At 56.0% G+C, this 19,340-nt stretch carries 13 protein-coding genes, 6 tRNA genes, 2 other RNA genes and 1 pseudogene; 7 read left to right on the top strand and 15 right to left on the bottom strand.

The window, feature by feature from the left end:
• Positions 1-2: 2 nt before the first annotated feature.
• The 7 genes from PGH32_RS12125 to PGH32_RS12095 all read right to left on the bottom strand — a co-directional run bounded on the left by PGH32_RS12125 (position 3) and on the right by PGH32_RS12095 (position 2,118).
• Entirely contained in the window at positions 3-503 is a 501-nt protein-coding gene (locus PGH32_RS12125) for an Lrp/AsnC family transcriptional regulator (RefSeq protein WP_314423138.1), read from the bottom strand.
• A gap of 924 nt (positions 504-1,427) precedes the next feature.
• Positions 1,428-1,552: non-coding RNA, RtT sRNA (locus tag PGH32_RS12120), on the bottom strand.
• Between the two features lie 31 nt (positions 1,553-1,583).
• A non-coding RNA gene (locus PGH32_RS12115) (RtT sRNA) lies at positions 1,584-1,708 on the bottom strand.
• A 31-nt stretch (positions 1,709-1,739) separates the two neighbouring features.
• Positions 1,740-1,815 (bottom strand) — tRNA-Lys (locus PGH32_RS12110).
• A 4-nt stretch (positions 1,816-1,819) separates the two neighbouring features.
• Positions 1,820-1,895, bottom strand: a tRNA-Val gene (locus PGH32_RS12105).
• A gap of 30 nt (positions 1,896-1,925) precedes the next feature.
• Positions 1,926-2,001, bottom strand: a tRNA-Val gene (locus PGH32_RS12100).
• Positions 2,002-2,042: 41 nt separating this feature from the next.
• Positions 2,043-2,118, bottom strand: a tRNA-Val gene (locus PGH32_RS12095).
• 271 nt (positions 2,119-2,389) lie between these two features.
• On the opposite strand from PGH32_RS12095, the gene gltX reads away from it, so the two are divergent.
• Positions 2,390-3,799 (top strand): glutamate--tRNA ligase, encoded by a 1,410-nt coding sequence (gene gltX, locus PGH32_RS12090; protein WP_314427632.1) that lies wholly within the window; start codon positions 2,390-2,392, stop codon positions 3,797-3,799.
• A 247-nt stretch (positions 3,800-4,046) separates the two neighbouring features.
• On the opposite strand, the gene PGH32_RS12085 is transcribed toward gltX, so the two are convergent.
• Positions 4,047-4,400 carry a YfeC-like transcriptional regulator gene (locus PGH32_RS12085; RefSeq protein WP_314427628.1) on the bottom strand — a complete coding sequence of 118 codons (354 nt, stop codon included), beginning with the start codon at positions 4,398-4,400 and terminating at the stop codon, positions 4,047-4,049.
• A 157-nt stretch (positions 4,401-4,557) separates the two neighbouring features.
• On the bottom strand, positions 4,558-5,346 hold the full coding sequence (locus PGH32_RS12080) for a formate/nitrite transporter family protein (protein WP_314427625.1): 789 nt from the start codon (positions 5,344-5,346) through the stop codon (positions 4,558-4,560).
• A 407-nt stretch (positions 5,347-5,753) separates the two neighbouring features.
• Between PGH32_RS12080 and PGH32_RS12075 the strand changes: the two genes are divergently transcribed.
• A tRNA-Ala gene (locus PGH32_RS12075) sits at positions 5,754-5,829 on the top strand.
• A 48-nt stretch (positions 5,830-5,877) separates the two neighbouring features.
• Positions 5,878-5,953, top strand: a tRNA-Ala gene (locus PGH32_RS12070).
• A gap of 241 nt (positions 5,954-6,194) precedes the next feature.
• Here the strand turns inward: PGH32_RS12070 and PGH32_RS12065 are convergent.
• Both PGH32_RS12065 and PGH32_RS12060 read right to left on the bottom strand, forming a co-directional pair.
• Positions 6,195-7,734, bottom strand: a pseudogene (locus PGH32_RS12065) (rhodanese-like domain-containing protein).
• A gap of 402 nt (positions 7,735-8,136) precedes the next feature.
• Positions 8,137-9,321 carry a NupC/NupG family nucleoside CNT transporter gene (locus tag PGH32_RS12060; RefSeq protein ID WP_314427619.1) on the bottom strand — a complete coding sequence of 395 codons (1,185 nt, stop codon included), beginning with the start codon at positions 9,319-9,321 and terminating at the stop codon, positions 8,137-8,139.
• 439 nt (positions 9,322-9,760) lie between these two features.
• Between PGH32_RS12060 and PGH32_RS12055 the strand changes: the two genes are divergently transcribed.
• Entirely contained in the window at positions 9,761-10,999 is a 1,239-nt protein-coding gene (locus PGH32_RS12055; protein WP_314427617.1) for an Nramp family divalent metal transporter, read from the top strand.
• A 68-nt stretch (positions 11,000-11,067) separates the two neighbouring features.
• On the opposite strand, the gene PGH32_RS12050 is transcribed toward PGH32_RS12055, so the two are convergent.
• Together PGH32_RS12050 and mgrA are read right to left on the bottom strand one after the other, a co-directional pair.
• The gene (locus tag PGH32_RS12050) at positions 11,068-11,415 is read right to left on the bottom strand and encodes a DUF2502 domain-containing protein (protein ID WP_337894145.1); all 348 of its coding nucleotides are present in this window, start codon (positions 11,413-11,415) and stop codon (positions 11,068-11,070) included.
• A 298-nt stretch (positions 11,416-11,713) separates the two neighbouring features.
• Positions 11,714-12,703 (bottom strand): L-glyceraldehyde 3-phosphate reductase, encoded by a 990-nt coding sequence (gene mgrA, locus PGH32_RS12045; RefSeq protein WP_314427611.1) that lies wholly within the window; start codon positions 12,701-12,703, stop codon positions 11,714-11,716.
• A gap of 205 nt (positions 12,704-12,908) precedes the next feature.
• On the opposite strand from mgrA, the gene PGH32_RS12040 reads away from it, so the two are divergent.
• On the top strand, positions 12,909-14,561 hold the full coding sequence (locus PGH32_RS12040; protein WP_337894144.1) for an alpha-keto acid decarboxylase family protein: 1,653 nt from the start codon (positions 12,909-12,911) through the stop codon (positions 14,559-14,561).
• Positions 14,562-14,719: 158 nt separating this feature from the next.
• On the top strand, positions 14,720-15,685 hold the full coding sequence (gene glk / locus PGH32_RS12035) for a glucokinase (protein WP_314427607.1): 966 nt from the start codon (positions 14,720-14,722) through the stop codon (positions 15,683-15,685).
• Between the two features lie 30 nt (positions 15,686-15,715).
• Here glk and PGH32_RS12030 read toward each other — a convergent pair whose 3' ends face one another.
• Positions 15,716-16,444, bottom strand: a complete 729-nt coding sequence (locus tag PGH32_RS12030) for a LytR/AlgR family response regulator transcription factor (protein ID WP_314427603.1) — start codon at positions 16,442-16,444, stop codon at positions 15,716-15,718.
• A 23-nt stretch (positions 16,445-16,467) separates the two neighbouring features.
• On the bottom strand, positions 16,468-18,153 hold the full coding sequence (locus tag PGH32_RS12025; protein WP_314427643.1) for a sensor histidine kinase: 1,686 nt from the start codon (positions 18,151-18,153) through the stop codon (positions 16,468-16,470).
• A 569-nt stretch (positions 18,154-18,722) separates the two neighbouring features.
• Between PGH32_RS12025 and PGH32_RS12020 the strand changes: the two genes are divergently transcribed.
• A complete protein-coding gene (locus PGH32_RS12020) occupies positions 18,723-19,250 on the top strand; it encodes a GNAT family N-acetyltransferase (RefSeq protein WP_314427600.1) in 528 nt (175 codons plus the stop codon).
• The last annotated feature ends 90 nt before the right edge of the window (positions 19,251-19,340 follow it).

Here is a 19,340-nt window from a genome sequence, read left to right as displayed (position 1 = left end):
TATCAGGGCCTGTCGTCGAGATCGAATAACGGGATCTTCAGACCGGTTTTTACCGGGTCGAGCACGATCAGCGTGCGGTAGGTAAGAATATCCATATTGTCAGCGAAGTGCTGCCGGACCAGCTGCTCGAAATGCTGTAAGTCGCGGGAAATCATGATGATGATAAAAGAGACGCCGCCGTTGACGAAATAACACTGCTGGATTTCCTCGACGTTGCGAAAATAACGCTTCGCCCGGTCCATCACCATGCTGCGGTCTTCAACCAGCCGAGACTCAATCACTGCCGTGATCGGATTGCCCACCGCTGCCGGGTCGATCACGGCGATCTGGCTTTTAATCACGCCTTTCTCTTCCAGCCTGCTGATGCGCCGCTGAATTGACGGGGTGGAAAGTCCCACCTGCTCGGCGATTGCCGAGTGCGGCAGGCGATTGTTAGTTTGCAGGATATTGAGGATCGCGAGGTCAAAGCGGTCCAGATCGTTTCTGGCGATTTTTTTTCTCATATTTGCTGTATGTCTGGTGCTTAATGGCCGGTTAGGCGAGTGCATTAATCATGGAGTTCGGAAACTTTACCACAGCGGGTGAGGGGAGGTATCTAAGCCGCGATGGGCTAAATTGAGTTTTCTGGTTATGGGGTCAGATATCAGTAATTTTGGGTGCTGAATGCTGGGCGCTTTTTTGTCATTATGGAGATTGCGCTGGCTGGCCGTGCCCCCGAGAGGGCGGTCCTCGCGCCGCGTTGCGGTCCCTTCACTTCGCTCGTCAGCCTGTCGGACCGCCAAAGACGGGCCGTCCATGGCCCGGCTTTGTCTTTCGCCCACGTCCGTGTGGGCGACTCCTGGCTTCCTCTCTCCGTTCAGCGCTGCGGATTGCCCTCTCGGGAGCACGGCCAGCCCGCTTTCTGACTTTCGTACTGCCTGCCAAAAGACTTAATTTACCGGCGTAAGTTTGTTTGCTGAAAACATTCAATGCTTCTGCGTAAACGTAGCCAGTGAGTGATGCCCAATTCAGTAGCAATAAGGTAGGCCACTGATACGATCGATTGGCAATCATAATTTGGCCAGCTTTACGTCAGCCGTTACGCCGATCTGGATTTTGTTTGAAAGCCGCGTTCGCGTTACGTAAAGGGGGAACGTCGCTGCTGCGAGTGGAGGGCAATCCGCAGCGCTGAGGTGAAAGCCGTGGGCCAGGAGATGGCAGCAGGGACGATGCCATCAGGCGTGGCGCGGGCAGGACGCCCGCTCCACGCCGGTCCGGGAGGCGCGCGGCTATCGCCGAAGGTATCACGCAAAGCGTGACGCGAGGACCGCCCGCAACCGCAGCAGCGACGTGAAGCCCGGCTCGAACCCTGCCCGAACCTGCTGCAGGTTCGAACCCTACCCGAATCGCAGACAGCAAAAAGGCGCCTTTAGGGCGCCTTTCTACATTGGTGGGTCGTGCAGGATGACTCGGCTTCGCCTCGCCCTCCGGGCCGTTGCCGTGGGCAACGTTGTCTCACTGCGTTCGACCCGAACCTGCTGCAGGTTCGAACCCTACCCGAATCGCAGACAGCAAAAAGGCGCCTTTAGGGCGCCTTTCTACATTGGTGGGTCGTGCAGGATGACTCGGCTTCGCCTCGCCCTCCGGGCCGTTGCCGTGGGCAACGTTGTCTCACTGCGTTCGACCCGAACCTGCTGCAGGTTCGAACCCTACCCGAATCGCAGACAGCAAAAAGGCGCCTTTAAGGCGCCTTTCTACATTGGTGGGTCGTGCAGGATTCGAACCTGCGACCAATTGATTAAAAGTCAACTGCTCTACCAACTGAGCTAACGACCCGATATGGTGGGTGATGACGGGCTCGAACCGCCGACCCCCTCCGTGTAAAGGAGATGCTCTACCAACTGAGCTAATCACCCATATCGTTACTGCTTTCGATAAGTTGAGATTGGTGGGCGATGACGGGCTCGAACCGCCGACCCCCTCCGTGTAAAGGAGATGCTCTACCAACTGAGCTAATCGCCCAATCTCACTACTTATCTACACTGCGAGCCTACCGAAGTAGATGGTGGGTGATGACGGGCTCGAACCGCCGACCCCCTCCGTGTAAAGGAGATGCTCTACCAACTGAGCTAATCACCCCCGCTGTGTGGAGTCGCATTATAGGGATCCGCCAAAATGAGTCAACGCTTTTTATAAGTAAAATGTGAGTTCGCCTTAAAAATAGTCAGGATGTTCTGATTTCAGGCAAAAACAGAGGCTTGCCGAACAAAATCTCCCTGATGCCTCGAGCAGAAGTGGGGTTTGGCGTTGAGGATTCGCCCGCGAGTGATAGAATATCTGCCACGAAAATCAGACTGGCAAAATTTGCCCTGACTCTGGCCAAAGCATCCGCGTAATAAGGCATTCATTAATGAAAATCAAAACCCGCTTCGCTCCCAGCCCAACTGGCTATCTGCACGTTGGCGGCGCTCGTACCGCACTTTACTCCTGGCTGTTTGCCCGTAATCACGGCGGTGAGTTTGTGCTGCGTATCGAAGATACCGACCTGGAGCGTTCAACCCAGCAGGCGATCGATGCCATTATGGATGGTATGAACTGGCTGAATCTCGACTGGGATGAAGGCCCGTACTATCAAACCAGGCGTTTCGATCGCTATAACGCGGTTATCGATCAAATGCTGGAAGCCGGCACTGCGTACAAATGCTACTGCTCTAAAGAGCGCCTGGAAGCGCTGCGTGAACAGCAGATGGCCAACGGTGAGAAGCCGCGTTATGACGGCCGCTGCCGCGACAGCCACGAACATCACGCCGACGACGAGCCGTGCGTGGTGCGCTTTCGCAATCCGCAGGAAGGGTCTGTTATTTTTGACGACCAGATCCGCGGCCCGATCGAGTTCAGCAACCAGGAACTGGACGATCTGATTATCCGCCGCACCGACGGTTCGCCAACCTATAACTTCTGCGTGGTCATCGACGACTGGGATATGGGCATTACGCACGTGATCCGCGGCGAGGACCATATCAACAATACCCCGCGCCAGATTAACATTCTGAAAGCGATCGGCGCGCACGTCCCGGTATATGCACACGTTTCAATGATTCTCGGCGACGACGGTAAAAAACTGTCCAAACGCCACGGCGCGGTCGGCGTGATGCAGTATCGTGATGACGGCTACCTGCCGGAAGCACTGCTGAACTATCTGGTGCGCCTGGGCTGGTCCCACGGTGACCAGGAGATTTTCTCCGTTGATGAGATGAAAAAACTGTTCGACCTGGATGCCGTCAGCAAATCTGCCAGCGCGTTCAACACCGAAAAGCTGCAGTGGCTGAACCATCACTACATCAATACGCTGGCACCGGAATACGTGGCGACTCACCTGCAGTGGCACATTGAGCAGGAAAATATTGATACCCGTACCGGCCCGCAGCTGTCTCAGCTGGTGACCCTGCTGGGCGAGCGCTGCAAGACGTTGAAGGAGATGGCGGCATCCTGTCGCTACTTCTACGAAGACTTCGAAGCGTTTGATGCCGATGCGGCGAAGAAACACCTGCGCCCGGTGGCGCGTCAGCCGCTGGAAGTGGTGCGTGATAAGCTGGCAGCCGTGGCTGACTGGACGGCAGAAAACGTTCACCACGCCATTCAGGCGACGGCGGACGAGCTGGAAGTCGGGATGGGTAAAGTGGGTATGCCGCTGCGCGTTGCGGTTACCGGTGCCGGTCAGTCACCGGGCCTGGATGTGACCGTGCAGGCTATCGGCAAATCCCGCAGCATTGCGCGTATTGAAAAAGCGCTGGCGTTTATCGCCACCCGCGAAGGCTGATTTCAGGCCATCACGCCGGCTTCAGCCGGCTGATTGCGTGCGGTAAACCATGCCGGTCACTGAGGTGCCCGGCATTTTTTTGCCTGATGCAGAACCGATGCGTGAGATTAACGGGGGATTTCAGTCTGGGAACTGCGAATAGCGTTCAATTAAAAAGGGCCCATAGCGATAATGAGCCCTTTAGTTTTTTAGTTACTGAGTTTATTAACCGACATGTATAAGGCGGTAACCACCCGGTTCGGCAGGTTTAAACGTTACGAATACCTAACCGTTGCAAAATCCCCTGAATTCCTTCGCGTAGCAGCAGTGCTGCCAGTTTTTCCTGTTCGTCGGTGCTGAGTTGCTGCAGTGACGATACCAGCAAAGCAGAAAGAGAACTCTGATTAACGCGGTAATGAGCTGTGGGTTCAGTCGCGTGACGCGTTGATTTAAGGAATGATTTTACCTGTTCATCAATAAAGATCATCCGGGCTTTGCCACCCTGAACGCCGGGTTTTGGGGCGGTTGTCCAGCCCTCTTTCTTAACCCATTTATTGATGGTTTGTCTGCTGAAACCTGTTTGCTGTGCCAGTTCTTCCGGCGTTAACCAATCCTTTTTCACTATCTATCCCTATTAGCCGAACAAAGTAATTGAACATATTACAACAATTCATCACTTGAACAACTAATACAAATTACTAACCTTTAGTAAACTGAAGAGAAAAATTCGCAGGACAACAGGAAATATCCCCCGACGCGGGCGCGCGGGGGAGGAGATATTAGCGGGAAAGGGCCGCTTCTTCAGGGCGAGGGCGATAGGCGATATAGTAAGCCAGACCGACAAACACCGCGCCGCCCACGGTATTACCGAGGAAGACGGCCACGAAGTTTGGCAGATATTCCGCCCAGCTCAGGTAACCGGCGAAAATAGCCGCAGGGACGATAAACATATTGGCGACGACGTGCTGGAAGCCGATGGCCACAAAGGCCATAACCGGAAACCACATGCCAAAGATTTTACCGACCACATCTTTACTGGCAAAAGCCAGCCAGGTCGCCAGGCAAACCAGCCAGTTACAGCCAATACCGGAAATAAACGCATGCATAAAGTCTGCGTTAACCTTCGCGCTGGCAATCGCTACGGTTTTCTTGAGGTAATCCCCCTCGGTCATGCCAATCATATGACCGAACAGCCAGGCGATGGCCACGCTGCCGATAAAGTTACCGATGGTTACCCAGAACCAGTTACGCAGCAGGCTTAATGCGCTTATTTTGCGGGCGAACCAGGCGACCGGCAGCAGCATCATATTTCCGGTCAGCAGCTCGCCACCGGCCAGAAGGGTCATAATAATCCCTACCGGGAAGACCGCTGCACCAAGCAGAATGCCGAATGAACCCCAGTCGGCAGGCAGCTGGTTGATGACGTGGATATAGAGCAGGAAGCCGAAGGCGATAAAGGCACCGGCCATAAAACCCAGGATAAGTAACGATGAGAGGGACGAACGACTTTTAATCACGCCTGCCTGAACGGCAAGGGCAGCAATTTCTTTTGGTGTGTGCAAAGACATGGGGGCTCTGATTTATAGTGATGATCAACTGCCGGATTCCGTCGCGTGCTGAAACGCGCGCATCCAGCGCTGAGAAGGCCCGGCATCCAAATTCGGGCGCAAGTTTTGCACGCTGAGTTAACAAAAACAAGCAACTTTACTTATAAAAATTACCAATAATTAACAGCGAAAGAGAGGTCGCTGAACCAGGCTAAATCTCAGGCCTTTCTTAAGGAAAGCAGAACGGGCTGATAATAACCAGGCGAAATAAGTGCGCAACGGGGGTGGTTAAAAACGGGGAATGAGCGCTTTTATCATCGCTTTGGCGGCTTTTTCAGCGATCGATCTCAGATTGTTAATTTGCCGTTGACACCAACCGCGCTGTTTCATATTATCCCCGCCGTCAACACGACACGGTTTTTCGGACTGGGGGTATAGCTCAGCTGGGAGAGCGCTTGCATGGCATGCAAGAGGTCAGCGGTTCGATCCCGCTTATCTCCACCAAATCTTACCAGAAGATTCAGGTGGCACCGAAAAACAGAGTTTAGTAGTGGGGGTATAGCTCAGCTGGGAGAGCGCTTGCATGGCATGCAAGAGGTCAGCGGTTCGATCCCGCTTATCTCCACCAAATTCTCAAAAATGTCGCTGTTAAAATTAAATCTGCTTCGGCGGATTTTTTTCGTCTGTTTTTTATTACCACACGGCTTCGTACACGAAAAACCCGGGAAGCCAGCTTCAGCCCCCCGGTTAATTTTTCACTATCCTTGCGTGGCGGTGAGGAGAACTATCGTTTTCCCGCTCGATTAATCTGCGTTGCTATTACCCTCAGCACAGCCTCAGGAGCAGTCAGCTCGCCTGTCCTTCGCGCATTATCTCAATACCCGGAAGCCATGGCTGCCATCGCGATCGAGCTGCGCAATCAGCCCGCGCTCCCAGTCCAGATAGGCCCGTAAAGCGGCGGGTGCCACGTCCCGACCCTCATAAGGGCGCGGGTAGCGATCGACGCGCGGCAGCAGCAGCCGGGTTTCTCCGCTTTCTACCGGCAGGCCGGCGGCCTTCCACGCGGTGTTGCCACCTTTCAGAGCCAGTACCGGCCTGCCGGTCAGCTGTTCCAGTTTGGCGACAGAATAGCGTGCCAGCAGGCTGCTGCCGCAGGTGACAACATAGCGCGGTGAATCTGGCAGCCCGGCGACACCTTCGGTGGTCAGCGCCGAGCGCTGGATCCATGCGGCACCGGGAATATGCGCATTGACGTAGCTCGCGCTGGTGGTGAAATCCAGCACCTGAATATCTCCCCCGGCAAGCAGTGCGGCCAGCTCCGCCGGTTCAACTTCTGGCAGTGCAGCCTGAGGTGGCACGCGCGGTGACCAGCCTCCGGTGGCGCTGAAGTCCGCTGATTTCAGGCCATCAAGCACAAATGTCTGCCAACCCAGCTGTGCCAGCCACGACGCGCTGATATTTGCCCGGACACCCTCGTCATCGATCAGCACGACCCACGCACCGCGCACCGGGCCGATGCCCCTGCAGATATTCAGCCTCGTCGCGCACGTCAAAGAGATACACCGTGTGTTTATCCTGCTGCTGCCAGACCTGCAGATCCTGCAGTGTTGCCCGCTGAACGCCGGCCTTGTCCGCAGCGGTACGCGCGTAGCGTGACGCATGAAGACGCGCGGTATCGCTGACCTCGCCGTAGCGGTGCGTTTGGCTGGATTCCAGCGGCAGGCCCGCCAGCGACCAGCCGAGAAGACCGTCGCGCAGGGCATAAACCGGGTTGGGCAGTCCGCTGTCGATCAGCGACTGTGCGCCGATAATGCTCCGGGTGCGCTCTGCGCTGACCACGATAATGGTGGTTTCCGGGGATGGGGCCAGGTCGCGACTGCGTAGCACCAACTCGCCGCCGGGTACGTTAATGCTGCCGGGGATACTTTGTACCAGATACTCGTCAAAGCGCCGGGCGTCGAGCACCACCACGTCGCCACCATTGTGCAGCAGCGCGTTCACTTCGTCGGCGGAAAGGAGAGGCGTGTGCGCACGGCTCTCAAGCAGTTGGCCAAACGCTTTGCTGGGGGCATTAACATCGCTAAACAGCTCGCCGCCTGCCTCCGTCCAGCCGGACAGCCCGCCTGCTAGCAGGGCGACATCGGGATAGCCGATTTCGCGGAGCCGCGCGACCGCCTCCTGTGCCAGTCCCTCGCCGTTATCGTAAACGGTCACCGGGGTGGTCAGGCGGGGAATACGGTTCAGGATCTCCAGATCCAGCTTGGAGAGGGAGATATTGACCGCAAACAGCGGATGTCCGCTGGCAAACTGCACTTCTTCACGCACATCAATCAGCGCGACTTCCTGGCGGTTCAGCAGCGCCAGGCGCAGTTGATGATAATCGCGGGTTAACAGAGTATTTTCAGCCATATGAACGATTCCAGACAGAGAGTGAAAGAGGCCGCTACCGTCGGAAATGAATGCGCTGTCGTTGAGCGACGGGCCTTCACCCACAGCAATCCGCAGTAAACGTCGAAGGGTGGTAATTCAAAAGGGCAACACTAAGCCGGATTAAAAGACGAGTGAAATCAATAATTGTTCATTGTTAACCAGTAAATCAGCAATGTTGTGGCGCAGGGGGGGGTGATCGGGGAATAAGATGTCAGCCAGCTGGCGGAGATAGTGCGATAGCAGGGAACGTTGATGGCAGGCACGGGTCGGTACGGGTGGACGTGCAAAGTGCAGGAATAAGGTGACAGGGAGAAGCGCGGTGACTGCGGGAGAGTGCGGTTTGAGCGGATGAAAATCGGGGCCGACTGGCCCCGATCTGTATTACAGCACCAGTCCGGCGATAGAGGCCGACAGCACGCTGACCAGCGTTGAACCGTACAGCAGCTTCAGGCCGAAGCGGGAAACCACGTTACCCTGTTCTTCATGCAGACCTTTAATCGCACCGGCAACGATGCCGATCGAAGAGAAGTTAGCGAAGGAAACCAGGAATACCGACAGGATACCTTCCGCACGCGGTGAGAGCTGGGAAGCCACCTTTTGCAGATCCATCATGGCAACAAACTCGTTAGAGACCAGTTTGGTGGCCATGATGCTGCCAACCTGCAGCGCTTCGCCGGCCGGTACGCCCATCACCCAGGCAAACGGGAAGAACACGTAGCCGAGGATCCCCTGGAAGCTGATACCGAAAATGGTATCAAACAGGGCATTAATGGCTGAGATCAGCGCGATGAAACCGATCAGCATCGCGGCAACGATAACCGCCACTTTGAAACCGGCCAGAATATATTCACCCAGCATCTCAAAGAAGCTCTGCCCTTTATGCGTGTTATTCAGCTTCAGGTCTTCTTCGTTTTCGACGCGGTAAGGGTTGATCAGCGACAGCACGATAAAGGTACTGAACATGTTAAGGATCAGCGCGGCGACGACGTACTTTGGCTGCAGCATGGTCATGTAAGCACCGACAATCGACATGGAAACGGTCGACATGGCGGTCGCGGCCATGGTGTACATGCGGCGTTCGGACATTTTTCCGAGAATATCTTTATAGGCGATAAAGTTCTCTGACTGTCCCAAAATCAGCGAGCTTACCGCGTTAAAGGATTCCAGTTTCCCCATGCCGTTGATTTTTGACAGCACCGTACCGATGGCGCGGATAATGATCGGCAGAATACGGAAATGCTGCAAAATACCGATCAGCGCAGAGATAAAGACGATCGGACACAGTACATTAAGCCAGAAGAAGGCCAGACCTTTGTCACTCATATTACCGAAGACAAAGTTGGTACCTTCCGCTGCGTATTTCAGCAGTTTCTCGAACAGATCTGAGAAGCCTTTAACGAAGCCGAGGCCGACTTCAGAGTTCAGGAAGAACCAGGCCAGCAGAACCTCGATCACCAAAAGCTGGATAACGAAGCGGACGCGGATATTTTTTCGGTCGCGGCTGACCAGTAAGGCCAACAGCGCAACCACCGCCAGTGCCAGTGCAAAGTGCAGAATGCGGGACATGTTTGCTCCAATAATTTGAGGGCAGTTATATTTCGTTGCACATTCTATGTAACAAGGTTTGGAAAAACGAGACTTAATCCACAATATAACAATTAGCTATTACAGCTTTTTGCAGAAAAGCATGAGCCGTCACAGGTTTTTCTCTTGAACCAGCGAATTTTTCCTCGCGTCATTCGTTTACTCCTTACTACTTAGCGTAATCACGGTGAAAAGGCGATGAAAAAATCACCCGGTATCTGGTAACTGAATTCCGAATACCCTACAGTGAAAGGGGTTGCTCAAATTTTAGCTTTGTCGTATTTTGTCCTGAAGTATAGCCAGTGCTATATTTCATAGCGGTGGCTATCACAGCGATAGCAACAAACATTCTACATGCGTTTGATAATCATTATCATATGTGTCGAAATAGTGTATCAGTCGCGGATCAGGGGTCAAAACTATGCTGGAAAGTCGCACTGCGCAGCAGAGCGTCCGCAGTAACCGGAAAATCAAATTTGCCTTGATGGGGCCCGCCTTCATCGCGGCGATCGGCTATATCGATCCCGGCAACTTCGCCACCAATATTCAGGCCGGTGCCTCCTACGGCTATAAATTGCTGTGGGTGGTGGTCTGGGCCAACATCATGGCGATGGTCATTCAGCTTATGTCCGCCAAGCTGGGGATCGCCACGGGTAAAAATCTCTGTGAGCATATCCGCGATCGCTTTCCGCGCCCGGCGGTCTGGTTCTACTGGGTGCAGGCGGAAATTATCGCGATGGCGACGGACCTGGCGGAGTTCATCGGGGCGGCCATCGGCTTCAAGCTGGTGTTTGGCGTCAGCCTGCTGCAGGGGGCCATGCTGACCGGGGTTGCCACCTTCCTGATTTTGATGCTGCAAAGCCGCGGTCAGAAGCCACTTGAGCTGGTGATTGGCGGCCTGCTGCTGTTTGTGGCTGCCGCCTACGTCATTGAGCTGTTCTTCTCCCAGCCAAAAGTGGTGGATTTATTGCAGGGGATGGCGGTGCCGTCGCTGCCGACCGCCGACGCCGTGCTGCTGGCGGCCGGGGTATTAGGTGCCACCATTATGCCCCACGTTATCTATCTTCATTCGTCGTTGACCCAGAAGAGCGATGGCGGCACGCGCAGCGAGCGCTACAGTTCCACCAAACTGGATGTGGCCATCGCAATGACCATCGCCGGTTTTGTCAACCTGGCGATGATGGCGACCGCCGCCGCTGCGTTTCACTTCAGCGGCCACAGCGGCATTGCCGATCTGGATGAGGCATATCTCACCCTCGACCCGCTGCTGGGCAAAGCGGCTGCGGTGGTGTTTGGCCTGAGCCTGCTGGCCGCCGGTCTTTCGTCAACGGTCGTTGGTACGATGGCCGGGCAGGTGGTGATGCAGGGCTTTATCCACTTCCATATCCCGCTGCTGGTGCGCCGGGTTATCACCATGGTGCCGTCGTTTATCGTCATCATTGCCGGCTGGGATCCAACCCGTATTCTGGTGATGAGCCAGGTGGTGCTGAGCTTTGGTATTGCGCTGGCGCTGGTGCCGCTGCTGGCGTTTACCGGCAACCGCGAACTGATGGGCGATATGGTGAACTCGCGGCTGATGCAGAATATTGGCCGACTGATCGTGGTGATTGTGGTGCTGCTTAACGGCTATCTGCTGGTGTCGATGGCAGCCGGTCTGTAATTTCTTTCCAGAGTTAAAAGGGGCAATCCGTCGTGGATTGCCCCTTTTTTTAGCTGATTTTAAGGGCGTCAGTGATGGTGGCGGCGATCGCGCTCGTGGTGTCGCCATTCGCGGTCGCGCTCACGTTCCCGCCAGCGGCGCTCTTTCTCCCACTGATGATGGCGGCGCATCTCTTCATGACGGCGCCACTGCTCGTGCCGCCACCAGCGGCCTTCGTTATAGCGGTAGTTATTGCGCCACCAGCGGTCGTCCCGCCAGCGCCCACCGTCCCAGTAGCGGCCCCGGTCGTCCCGGTCGCCCAGATGCAGAGTAATGCCCGGTGCCAGAGTAATGCGTGCGCTGTCTGCCTGTGCTGTGTGCAGAGCCAGCGGTGATAAACATGCCAGTAACGCGGCAATCAACAATAAGCGTTTCATATTATCTCCTTATCAACGGTGCGACTTCCCCGCCGTATCAGCAGAATAGGGACGGAGCCAGCGCGTGGCGACTGGCGGAGTCTGAAATACGCTCAGAAATGTGGATTTGGGAATTATCTGGAGCAGGGCGGTAAACTAACCCGTCACGAGTCTGCTCATGAGGATGGATGGGGCTGAGAAAATGGCGGCAGTTCCTGACTATAAGTTGAAACGATATATTGCTGGTGGCCGCAGTGGGGTGAGTTAAACCTGCGCAGCCAGCCAGCCAGCCAGCCAGCCAGCCAGCCAGCCCTGCCTGTCAGCCAAGAATCGATTCAATCTGCGACAGCTCTTCCGCGCTGAAGCTGCGGTTATCCAGCATCCCCAGCGCATCGTCAATCTGGCTGGTTTTGCTGGCCCCGATCAGCACCGAGGTCACGCGGTCGCCGCGCAGCACCCAGGCCAGCGCCATCTGCGACAGCTTCTGTCCGCGCTGCTGCGCCAGCGCATTCAGCCGCCGTACCTTATCCATCTTCTCAGCGGTCAGCTGATCCTCGCTCAGGAAACGGCTGCCGCTGGCGGCACGCGAATCCTCAGGAACACCGTTCAGGTAGCGATCGGTCAGCATGCCACCTGCCAGCGGTGAAAACGCAATGCTGCCGACACCCTGTTCGGAGAGCACGTCCAGCAGACCCGCTTCCGGTGAGCGCTCGAACATCGAGTATTTCGGCTGATGGATAAGGCAGGGGGTGCCCAAATCCTTCAGGATAGCAATCGCCTGTTCCGCCAGCGCCGCCGGGTAGTTAGAGAGGCCGACGTACAGCGCTTTACCCTGGCGCACCAGATGGTCGAGGGCGGTCATGGTTTCTTCCAGCGGCGTTTCCGGGTCCGGGCGGTGGTGATAGAAAATATCCACGTATTCCAGGCCCATCCGTGCCAGGCTCTGGTCGAGGCTGGAAATCAGATACTTACGTGAGCCCCAGTCGCCGTACGGGCCGGGCCACATGGTGTAACCGGCCTTGCTGGAAATAATCAGCTCATCGCGCCACGGGCGAAAATCTTCCCGCAGGATGCGGCCAAAATGTTCTTCGGCAGATCCCGGCGGCGGGCCGTAGTTATTCGCCAGATCGAAATGCGTGATACCGTTATCAAATGCGTGGCGCAGCAGGTCACGACTGACGTCAACCCGGGTGCTGTCGCCAAAATTGTGCCACAGCCCCAGAGAAATCGCCGGAAGCTTCAGGCCGCTACGGCCACAGCGGTGGTAGGTCATATTCTGATAACGCTGTTCATCTGCCTGATAAAACATAGAAAAATCCCGTCAGTTAAGAAGAAGTGTGGCGACATAGTTCACTAGTGTATACGGTTACACTCACAAAAATAGCGCCACGGATCGCAACTCAGGGATAAACTTCAGCGTAACGTTCTGTTGACATTCTCGTCGTGGCCTTTCTGCTAACGGGGTGAAAAATATCGCTAATACTCACCTTATGCCCCGCAGAGGAGTATGAGAGATGAACAGCTACACCGTGGGTGATTACCTGCTGGAACGTTTAAATGAATCGGGCATTGACCATCTGTTTGGCGTGCCGGGCGACTATAACCTGCAGTTCCTCGACAGCGTGATTGCCCATCCGCGGCTGGCGTGGGTGGGGTGCGCCAATGAGCTAAATGCCGCCTATGCCGCCGACGGCTATGCCCGCTGCCGGGGCGCCGCCGCGCTGCTGACCACCTTTGGCGTGGGAGAGCTGAGCGCCATCAACGGCGTGGCGGGCAGCTACGCGGAGTACCTGCCGGTCGTGCATATTGTTGGAGCGCCGTCGCAGAGTGCGCAGGATAACGCTGAATTGCTGCATCACACGCTGGGCGACGGGGATTTCCGGCATTTCCTGCGGATGCATCAGGAAATCTCGGTGGCCAGCAGCGTGCTGACCGCCGACAACGCCGCCGTGGAAATCGACCGGGTGCTGTGCTGCGCGCTGACCCGGCGCCGGCCGGTTTATCTTTTGCTGGCCACCAACGTTGCGGCAAGCCCGATTGCACCGCCGTCGTCTCCGTTAGATCTGCGCGTCAGCCGCGACGAGGAGCAGCTGGCGGCGTTCGCCGACGCGGCAGAACAGCTGCTGGCGGGAGCCAGAAGCGCGGCGATGCTGGTGGACTTCCTGGCCGATCGCACGCGGCAGCAGGAAAGGCTGGCGGCGTGGCTACGTGAGGTACCCATGCCGTTTGCCACCCTGCTGATGGGCAAAAGCGTCGTGCCCGAAAACCTGTACGGCTTTGCCGGAACCTATGCTGGGGCGTCCAGCTCACCGGGCACCCGAGAAGTGATTGAACAGAGCGAAGTGATAATCACCGTCGGCGTAAAGTACACCGATACCACTACCGCCGGGTTTACCCAGCAGATTGACAGCAGCAAAACCATTGATGTCGGCCTGAACGAATGCCGGGTTCGTGAGCAACGTTTCCACGATATCCCCATGGCGGCCGCGCTGGCGGTGCTGCACCGGCTGGCGCGGCAGCACGGCAGCGGCTGGCGGCAGCATATAATCGCGCCGCCCGAGCTGGAGGAAGAACGTTCAGCATCGCTGACCCAGGGGAGTTTCTGGCAGGCGATGCAGGCGTTTATTCGCCCGGGCGACATTATTCTGGCCGATCAGGGCACCGCCGCATTTGGCATTGCCGCGCTACGGCTGCCGGAAAATTCCCGCCTGCTGGTGCAGACGCTGTGGGGATCGATTGGCTACACGCTGCCTGCGGCCTTTGGTGCCGCCACGGCCGAGCCGGCGCGCAGGGTGATCCTGATTATCGGTGACGGTTCGGCACAGCTGACGGTACAGGAGCTGGGCACCATGCTGCGCGACGGTCAGCACCCGGTTATCTTCCTGCTAAATAACGACGGCTATACGGTTGAACGGGCGATCCACGGGGCCGAACAGCGCTATAACGACATCGCTCAATGGAACTGGACGCATCTGACCCGGGCGCTGAGCCTGGATAATCCGGCCGAGAGCTGGCGGGTGACTCAAACGGTGCAGCTGGAAGAGGTGATGCAGCTGGCGGCAGACAGCCCGCGTTTATCGCTGGTGGAGGTGGTGCTGCCGCGAGGCGATATTCCACCGCTGCTGGCGGCGGTCACCCGTTCGCTGCACGAGCGCAACAGCCGGTAACGGCGGCGAAGGCCGCCGTCCGGGTCGGTAAATAAACTGAAATTTTCCGAAAGGGCGTATTTTAGCCCTAAACGCTCACCTTTATTCCCGGTGAGCGTTGTTGTTTTGGCAGTGGAAATTTATAGTGTGTCTACTTGATTAAGCGGAGCAAAACCATAATGACCCAGTATGCTTTGGTAGGTGATGTCGGCGGCACAAATGCGCGCCTGGCACTCTGTCATCTTGAAAGCGGTGCCATCTCACAGGCCAAAACGTTCTCCACCTCGGACTATGACAGTCTGGAAGCGGTGATCCGCACCTGGCTTGATGAGCAGCAGCAGGATATCCAGGATGCCTGCATTGCTATCGCCTGCCCGATCACCGGTGACCGCGTTGAAATGACCAATCACGACTGGGCATTTTCCACCCGCGAGATGAAGGCCAGCCTCGGCCTGAAGCATCTGGAAATTATTAACGATTTTACCGCGGTATCGATGGCGGTGCCGATGCTGAAAGAGGAGCATTTACTGCAGTTTGGCGGTAAAGCCCCGATCAAAGACAAGCCGATTGCCATTTACGGTGCCGGAACCGGGCTGGGCGTGTCTCACCTGGTTCACGTGGACCAGCGCTGGGTCAGCCTGCCGGGCGAGGGGGGCCACGTCGATTTCGCGGCCAACAGCGAAGAAGAAGATCGGATCCTCGAGGTGCTGCGCGCCGAACTGGGCCACGTCTCCGCCGAGCGAATTCTCTCCGGCGGCGGGCTGGTGAATCTTTATCGGGCGATTGTGAAATCAGATGGCCGCGTGCCGGATGCGCTGAAGCCGCGCGACGTCACCGAGCGGGCGCTGGCCGACAGCTGCACCGACTGCCGGCGCGCGCTGTCGATGTTCTGCGTGATTATGGGGCGCTTCGGTGGCAACCTGGCGCTGAATCTGGGCACGTTTGGCGGCGTGTTTATCGCCGGTGGTATCGTGCCGCGCTTCCTCGACTTCTTTAAGGCGTCCGGTTTCCGCGCCGCCTTCGAGGATAAAGGCCGCTTTAAAGACTACGTCAGCGATATTCCGGTGTATCTGATCACTCACGATCAGCCCGGCCTGCTGGGTGCCGGTGCGCATCTGCGTCAGACGCTGGGCCAGGTGCTGTAACGCCTTTCCCTTCCGCCGGCGGGTGCGCGTCTAAAGGCGCATCAGCTGGCGAAACTCCTTCACCTTGCTGCGGCTTACCGGTACCTGAAACTCCAGATCGCGCAGTTTCAGAATATAGGTATTGTTGAACCAGGGTTCGATCTCGCGGATCTTGCTGAGGTTAACGCAGTAAGAGCGATGGCAGCGGAAGAAGTAATCTTCGGGCAGTCGGCTGCAAAATTCGGTCATATTCATCGACATCACATACTCTTCCCGCCGGGTATAAACAAACGTCAGCTTCTCGTGCGCTTCGGCGTAATAAATATCGTTGATATCGGTCACGATAATCCGCTCATCCTTCACCAGATTGATGCTGTGGGAGGCGGGGCGCGGGCTGGCGGTGTTCTGTATCTGATCCTGACCGGCGTAGTTTTCCAGCTTGCGCAGCAGGGTTATGATGCGCATTTCGTGGTACGGCTTGAGGATGTAGTCGAATGCTTCCAGCTCAAAGGCGTCTACCGCGTGCTCTTTATAGGCGGTAATAAACACGATCAGCGGTTTACTGGCGAACTTGCTGATGTTCTGCGCCAGCAGCATCCCGTCCAGCGAGGGGATATTGATATCCAGAAATATCACGTCCACCTGATGGCTCTGCAGATATTTCAAAACGTCCAGCCCGTCATCAAAGGTCGCTTCAATGACTATCTGGCTGTGCTGGCGGATAAGCCAGCTCAGCTCCTGTTGGGCCAGAAACTCGTCTTCAACAATTATCGCTTTCACAACGTTTTCCCGGTTTATAAAAATTATACCGACAGCGAAATACGCTGGTTTTCCGGCAGCGGTGATCCATTTTTACTGATGTAGAAGGAAATCTCCGTGCCCGGATTCAGCCGATGGATGTGCAGCCCTTCACCATACAGCAGCCTGACCCGGTGATGAACGTTCAGCAGGCCAATTTTATTCCCCGGCATCTCATTATTTTCTACCCGGGCGATAACGTCTTCGGCAATGCCATTGCCGGTATCGCGCACCGCAATCCGCACGCGGTCGCCCTGGTCTTTAATACTTAGCGTCACCACGCCCTTACCCCGGCAGGGATGAATGCCGTGAACGATCGCATTTTCGATCAGCGGCTGGATAAGCAGGCTCGGCAGCGAACAGCTGACATCCTCCTGAATATCGTAGATTACCGTCAGCTTATCGCCGAATCGCGCCTGTTCAATAGCGATGTAGTCCTTCACCTGATACAGCTCTTTCTTGATATCGATGATTTCATCATCGTTAAGCTCAAGGTTGTAACGCAGGTAGCGAGAGAGATTGGTAATCAGCTGGCGCGCGGTGTCCGGATTCAGCCGGATAGAGGAGGAGATGGCATTCAGCGCGTTAAACAGGAAGTGGGGATTGATTTTGCTTTGCAGCGCCCGCAGCTCGGCTTTATTGGCCATTTCCCGTAGCTGTTCGGCGCGCGACACCTCAAGCTGGGTGGAAATAATCTGCGACAGGCCGATAGCCATCTCTTTCAGCGAAGAGGTGATGCGGTGCGCATGGCAGTAGTAAATCTTCAGCGTGCCGGTGACTTCCCCTTTTTCCCACAGCGGTATGACAATCATCGAATGAATTTCCGGGGTGCGGTGGGCCTCATCATTGTTCTTGATGATGATTTTCCCTTCGGCAATGGCAGCCGAGGTGGTCGGGCTGATACCGTCATCACCGTTGCGGTAATTCTCCTCACCGAAGCCGACATAGGCCATGATCTGATGCTTATCGGTGATCGCCACGGCATCCGCTTTGATATCGCTGCGGATAATTTCACACACCTGACGCAGGGAATGGCTGTTGATTTGACGGAACAGCGGCAGGGTTTTATTGGCGATATCCAGCGCCAGTTTGGCCTGACGCGCCGCGCTGGCTTCCTTCTCGCCCTCCACGCTCTGCACCAGCAGCACGATCAGACCGATGCTGCTGGCGCCGAGGATCATGGGAATGGCGATTTCAGAGACAATATCAATTCCTAACGAGGTCGGTGATGCCCACAGCACAATCAGCAGCATGGTCAGCGATTCGCACAGCATGCCGCCGATAATCCCGGCGCTCCAGCGTTTCTCTTTCACCACCTTGAGATTAATCCAGCCGGAAGCGATACCGGCCACGATGCTGGTGATCAGGCAGGGAACCGACGTGACGCCGTGAATATCGATCAGAAAACGGTGTACCCCGGCAATCACCCCGGTGGCGATGCCCACCCAGGGGCCGAACAGGATCCCACCGGACATAATGGCGATGGTCCGTACGTTGACCAGCGAGCCTTCAACATTGATTCCGGTCCAGGTACTGAACAGCGCAAACAGCGAGAAGATGGCCGTGACGGCGAACAGTTCCTGACGCGAGTGTTCATCCTTCTGCAGCAGCTGGCGAAAGTGGCGGGTGCGGGTAAGAAAAAACAGGCTGATCAGCATCAGCGCTGCACGGTCGAATACGGCGAGCAACATTTCAAACATAGAATGCACGGGCATCTCGGTTGACGAGGGGCGATGCGCCTATGATAAGAAAAGGCGGACGGATGCGCTATGCCTGCGGCAGCGTTCGGCGGCATTCATGTCTTAATAGGGGAAAAGTTGAGTGAGATAAAGAGGATGTTGATATTTTCGACGGTTTTGGGCTGGGTTGACGTTTTTACGTCATTAATTGAGGAAATACCCTAATTTTAAAGGGGGTTATCGCCGGATTCACCGTCGATGTTTCGGCGTGAAAGGTGGGGTTTTCTTAATAGGGGAAAAACCGAGCGCTAAAAAGAGGATGTTGTTTTTCACCCCTGCGACAAAAAACCGACTCAAAAAAACCTTCTCCACCACATCATCTGGCAAAACTTATTCCGGCCTTTTTCGCGCGAGAGAAATAACCCTGATGACGGTGGTGAAAGCGACGGGATAAATGTGGATTGTGCGACGGGGCCTTATCGTTATCCGCCGTTATTTTTGTTACCTTCTGGGCGTAAGCGTTGAAAAGCGGCATTAAAAAAACAGCTGACGTTGTGACCTTTCCTGTTTATGAGACCCCTATGCAACTGACCACCGAACGATTAATTCTTACCCGACTGCAGCCGGAAGACTGGCAGCTTTTTTTACAGGTCCACAGCGATGAAGACAGCATGCGGTTTATCAGCGCCGTACCGCAACTGGCTGACATCCGCCAGCGCTTTCAGGATCGCCTGGCCCCCTGGCTGGTCACCAGTTTTCATATGCTGTGCCTGGTGGTGCGGCGCAAGGCGGACGGCGAGCCGGTCGGGCTGATCGGCACCAATGCAGAATGGGCACCGTACCGGCAGGCGGAAGTCGGTTATTCGCTGCTCAGCACCCACTTTGGCCACGGCTACGGCAGCGAGGCGCTGGCCGCACTCAGTGAATATTTATTTCGCGAATGCGAGTTCCACAAGCTCAAAGCGCAGGTGGTGGAGGGCAACTGGGCGTCACGCCGGGTGCTGGAAAAAAACGGCTTCGAGCTGGAAGGCACCCTGCGGGATAACTATCTGCTGCGCGGGCAGTGGGTGAATGACTGGCTGTTTGGGCGCGTTAATCCGCTGGGATAAAAAATTTTATCCGGCCTATCGACAGCCGTCGGAATATTACGCTATGTTCGTTGCACGGCCACCGCAGTGGCCGGCGTCGCTCGGACGGTC

Source organism: Erwinia sp. SLM-02, assembly GCF_037450285.1.
Taxonomy (GTDB): domain Bacteria; phylum Pseudomonadota; class Gammaproteobacteria; order Enterobacterales; family Enterobacteriaceae; genus Erwinia.
Note: the sequence above shows the minus strand (reverse complement) of the source record. Positions and strands in the feature narration are given on the sequence as shown.

What these genes read in the sequence shown, in the direction of transcription:
- PGH32_RS12055 (WP_314427617.1), top strand. Translation starts at nt 9,761, where the DNA reads ATGCTGGAAAGTCGCACTGCGCAGCAGAGCGTCCGCAGTAACCGGAAA.
- mgrA (WP_314427611.1), bottom strand. Translation starts at nt 12,703, where the DNA reads ATGTTTTATCAGGCAGATGAACAGCGTTATCAGAATATGACCTACCAC.
- PGH32_RS12040 (WP_337894144.1), top strand. Translation starts at nt 12,909, where the DNA reads ATGAACAGCTACACCGTGGGTGATTACCTGCTGGAACGTTTAAATGAA.
- PGH32_RS12025 (WP_314427643.1), bottom strand. Translation starts at nt 18,153, where the DNA reads ATGTTGCTCGCCGTATTCGACCGTGCAGCGCTGATGCTGATCAGCCTG.
- PGH32_RS12060 (WP_314427619.1), bottom strand. Translation starts at nt 9,321, where the DNA reads ATGTCCCGCATTCTGCACTTTGCACTGGCACTGGCGGTGGTTGCGCTG.
- glk (WP_314427607.1), top strand. Translation starts at nt 14,720, where the DNA reads ATGACCCAGTATGCTTTGGTAGGTGATGTCGGCGGCACAAATGCGCGC.
- gltX (WP_314427632.1), top strand. Translation starts at nt 2,390, where the DNA reads ATGAAAATCAAAACCCGCTTCGCTCCCAGCCCAACTGGCTATCTGCAC.
- PGH32_RS12050 (WP_337894145.1), bottom strand. Translation starts at nt 11,415, where the DNA reads ATGAAACGCTTATTGTTGATTGCCGCGTTACTGGCATGTTTATCACCG.
- PGH32_RS12080 (WP_314427625.1), bottom strand. Translation starts at nt 5,346, where the DNA reads ATGTCTTTGCACACACCAAAAGAAATTGCTGCCCTTGCCGTTCAGGCA.
- PGH32_RS12020 (WP_314427600.1), top strand. Translation starts at nt 18,723, where the DNA reads ATGCAACTGACCACCGAACGATTAATTCTTACCCGACTGCAGCCGGAA.
- PGH32_RS12125 (WP_314423138.1), bottom strand. Translation starts at nt 503, where the DNA reads ATGAGAAAAAAAATCGCCAGAAACGATCTGGACCGCTTTGACCTCGCG.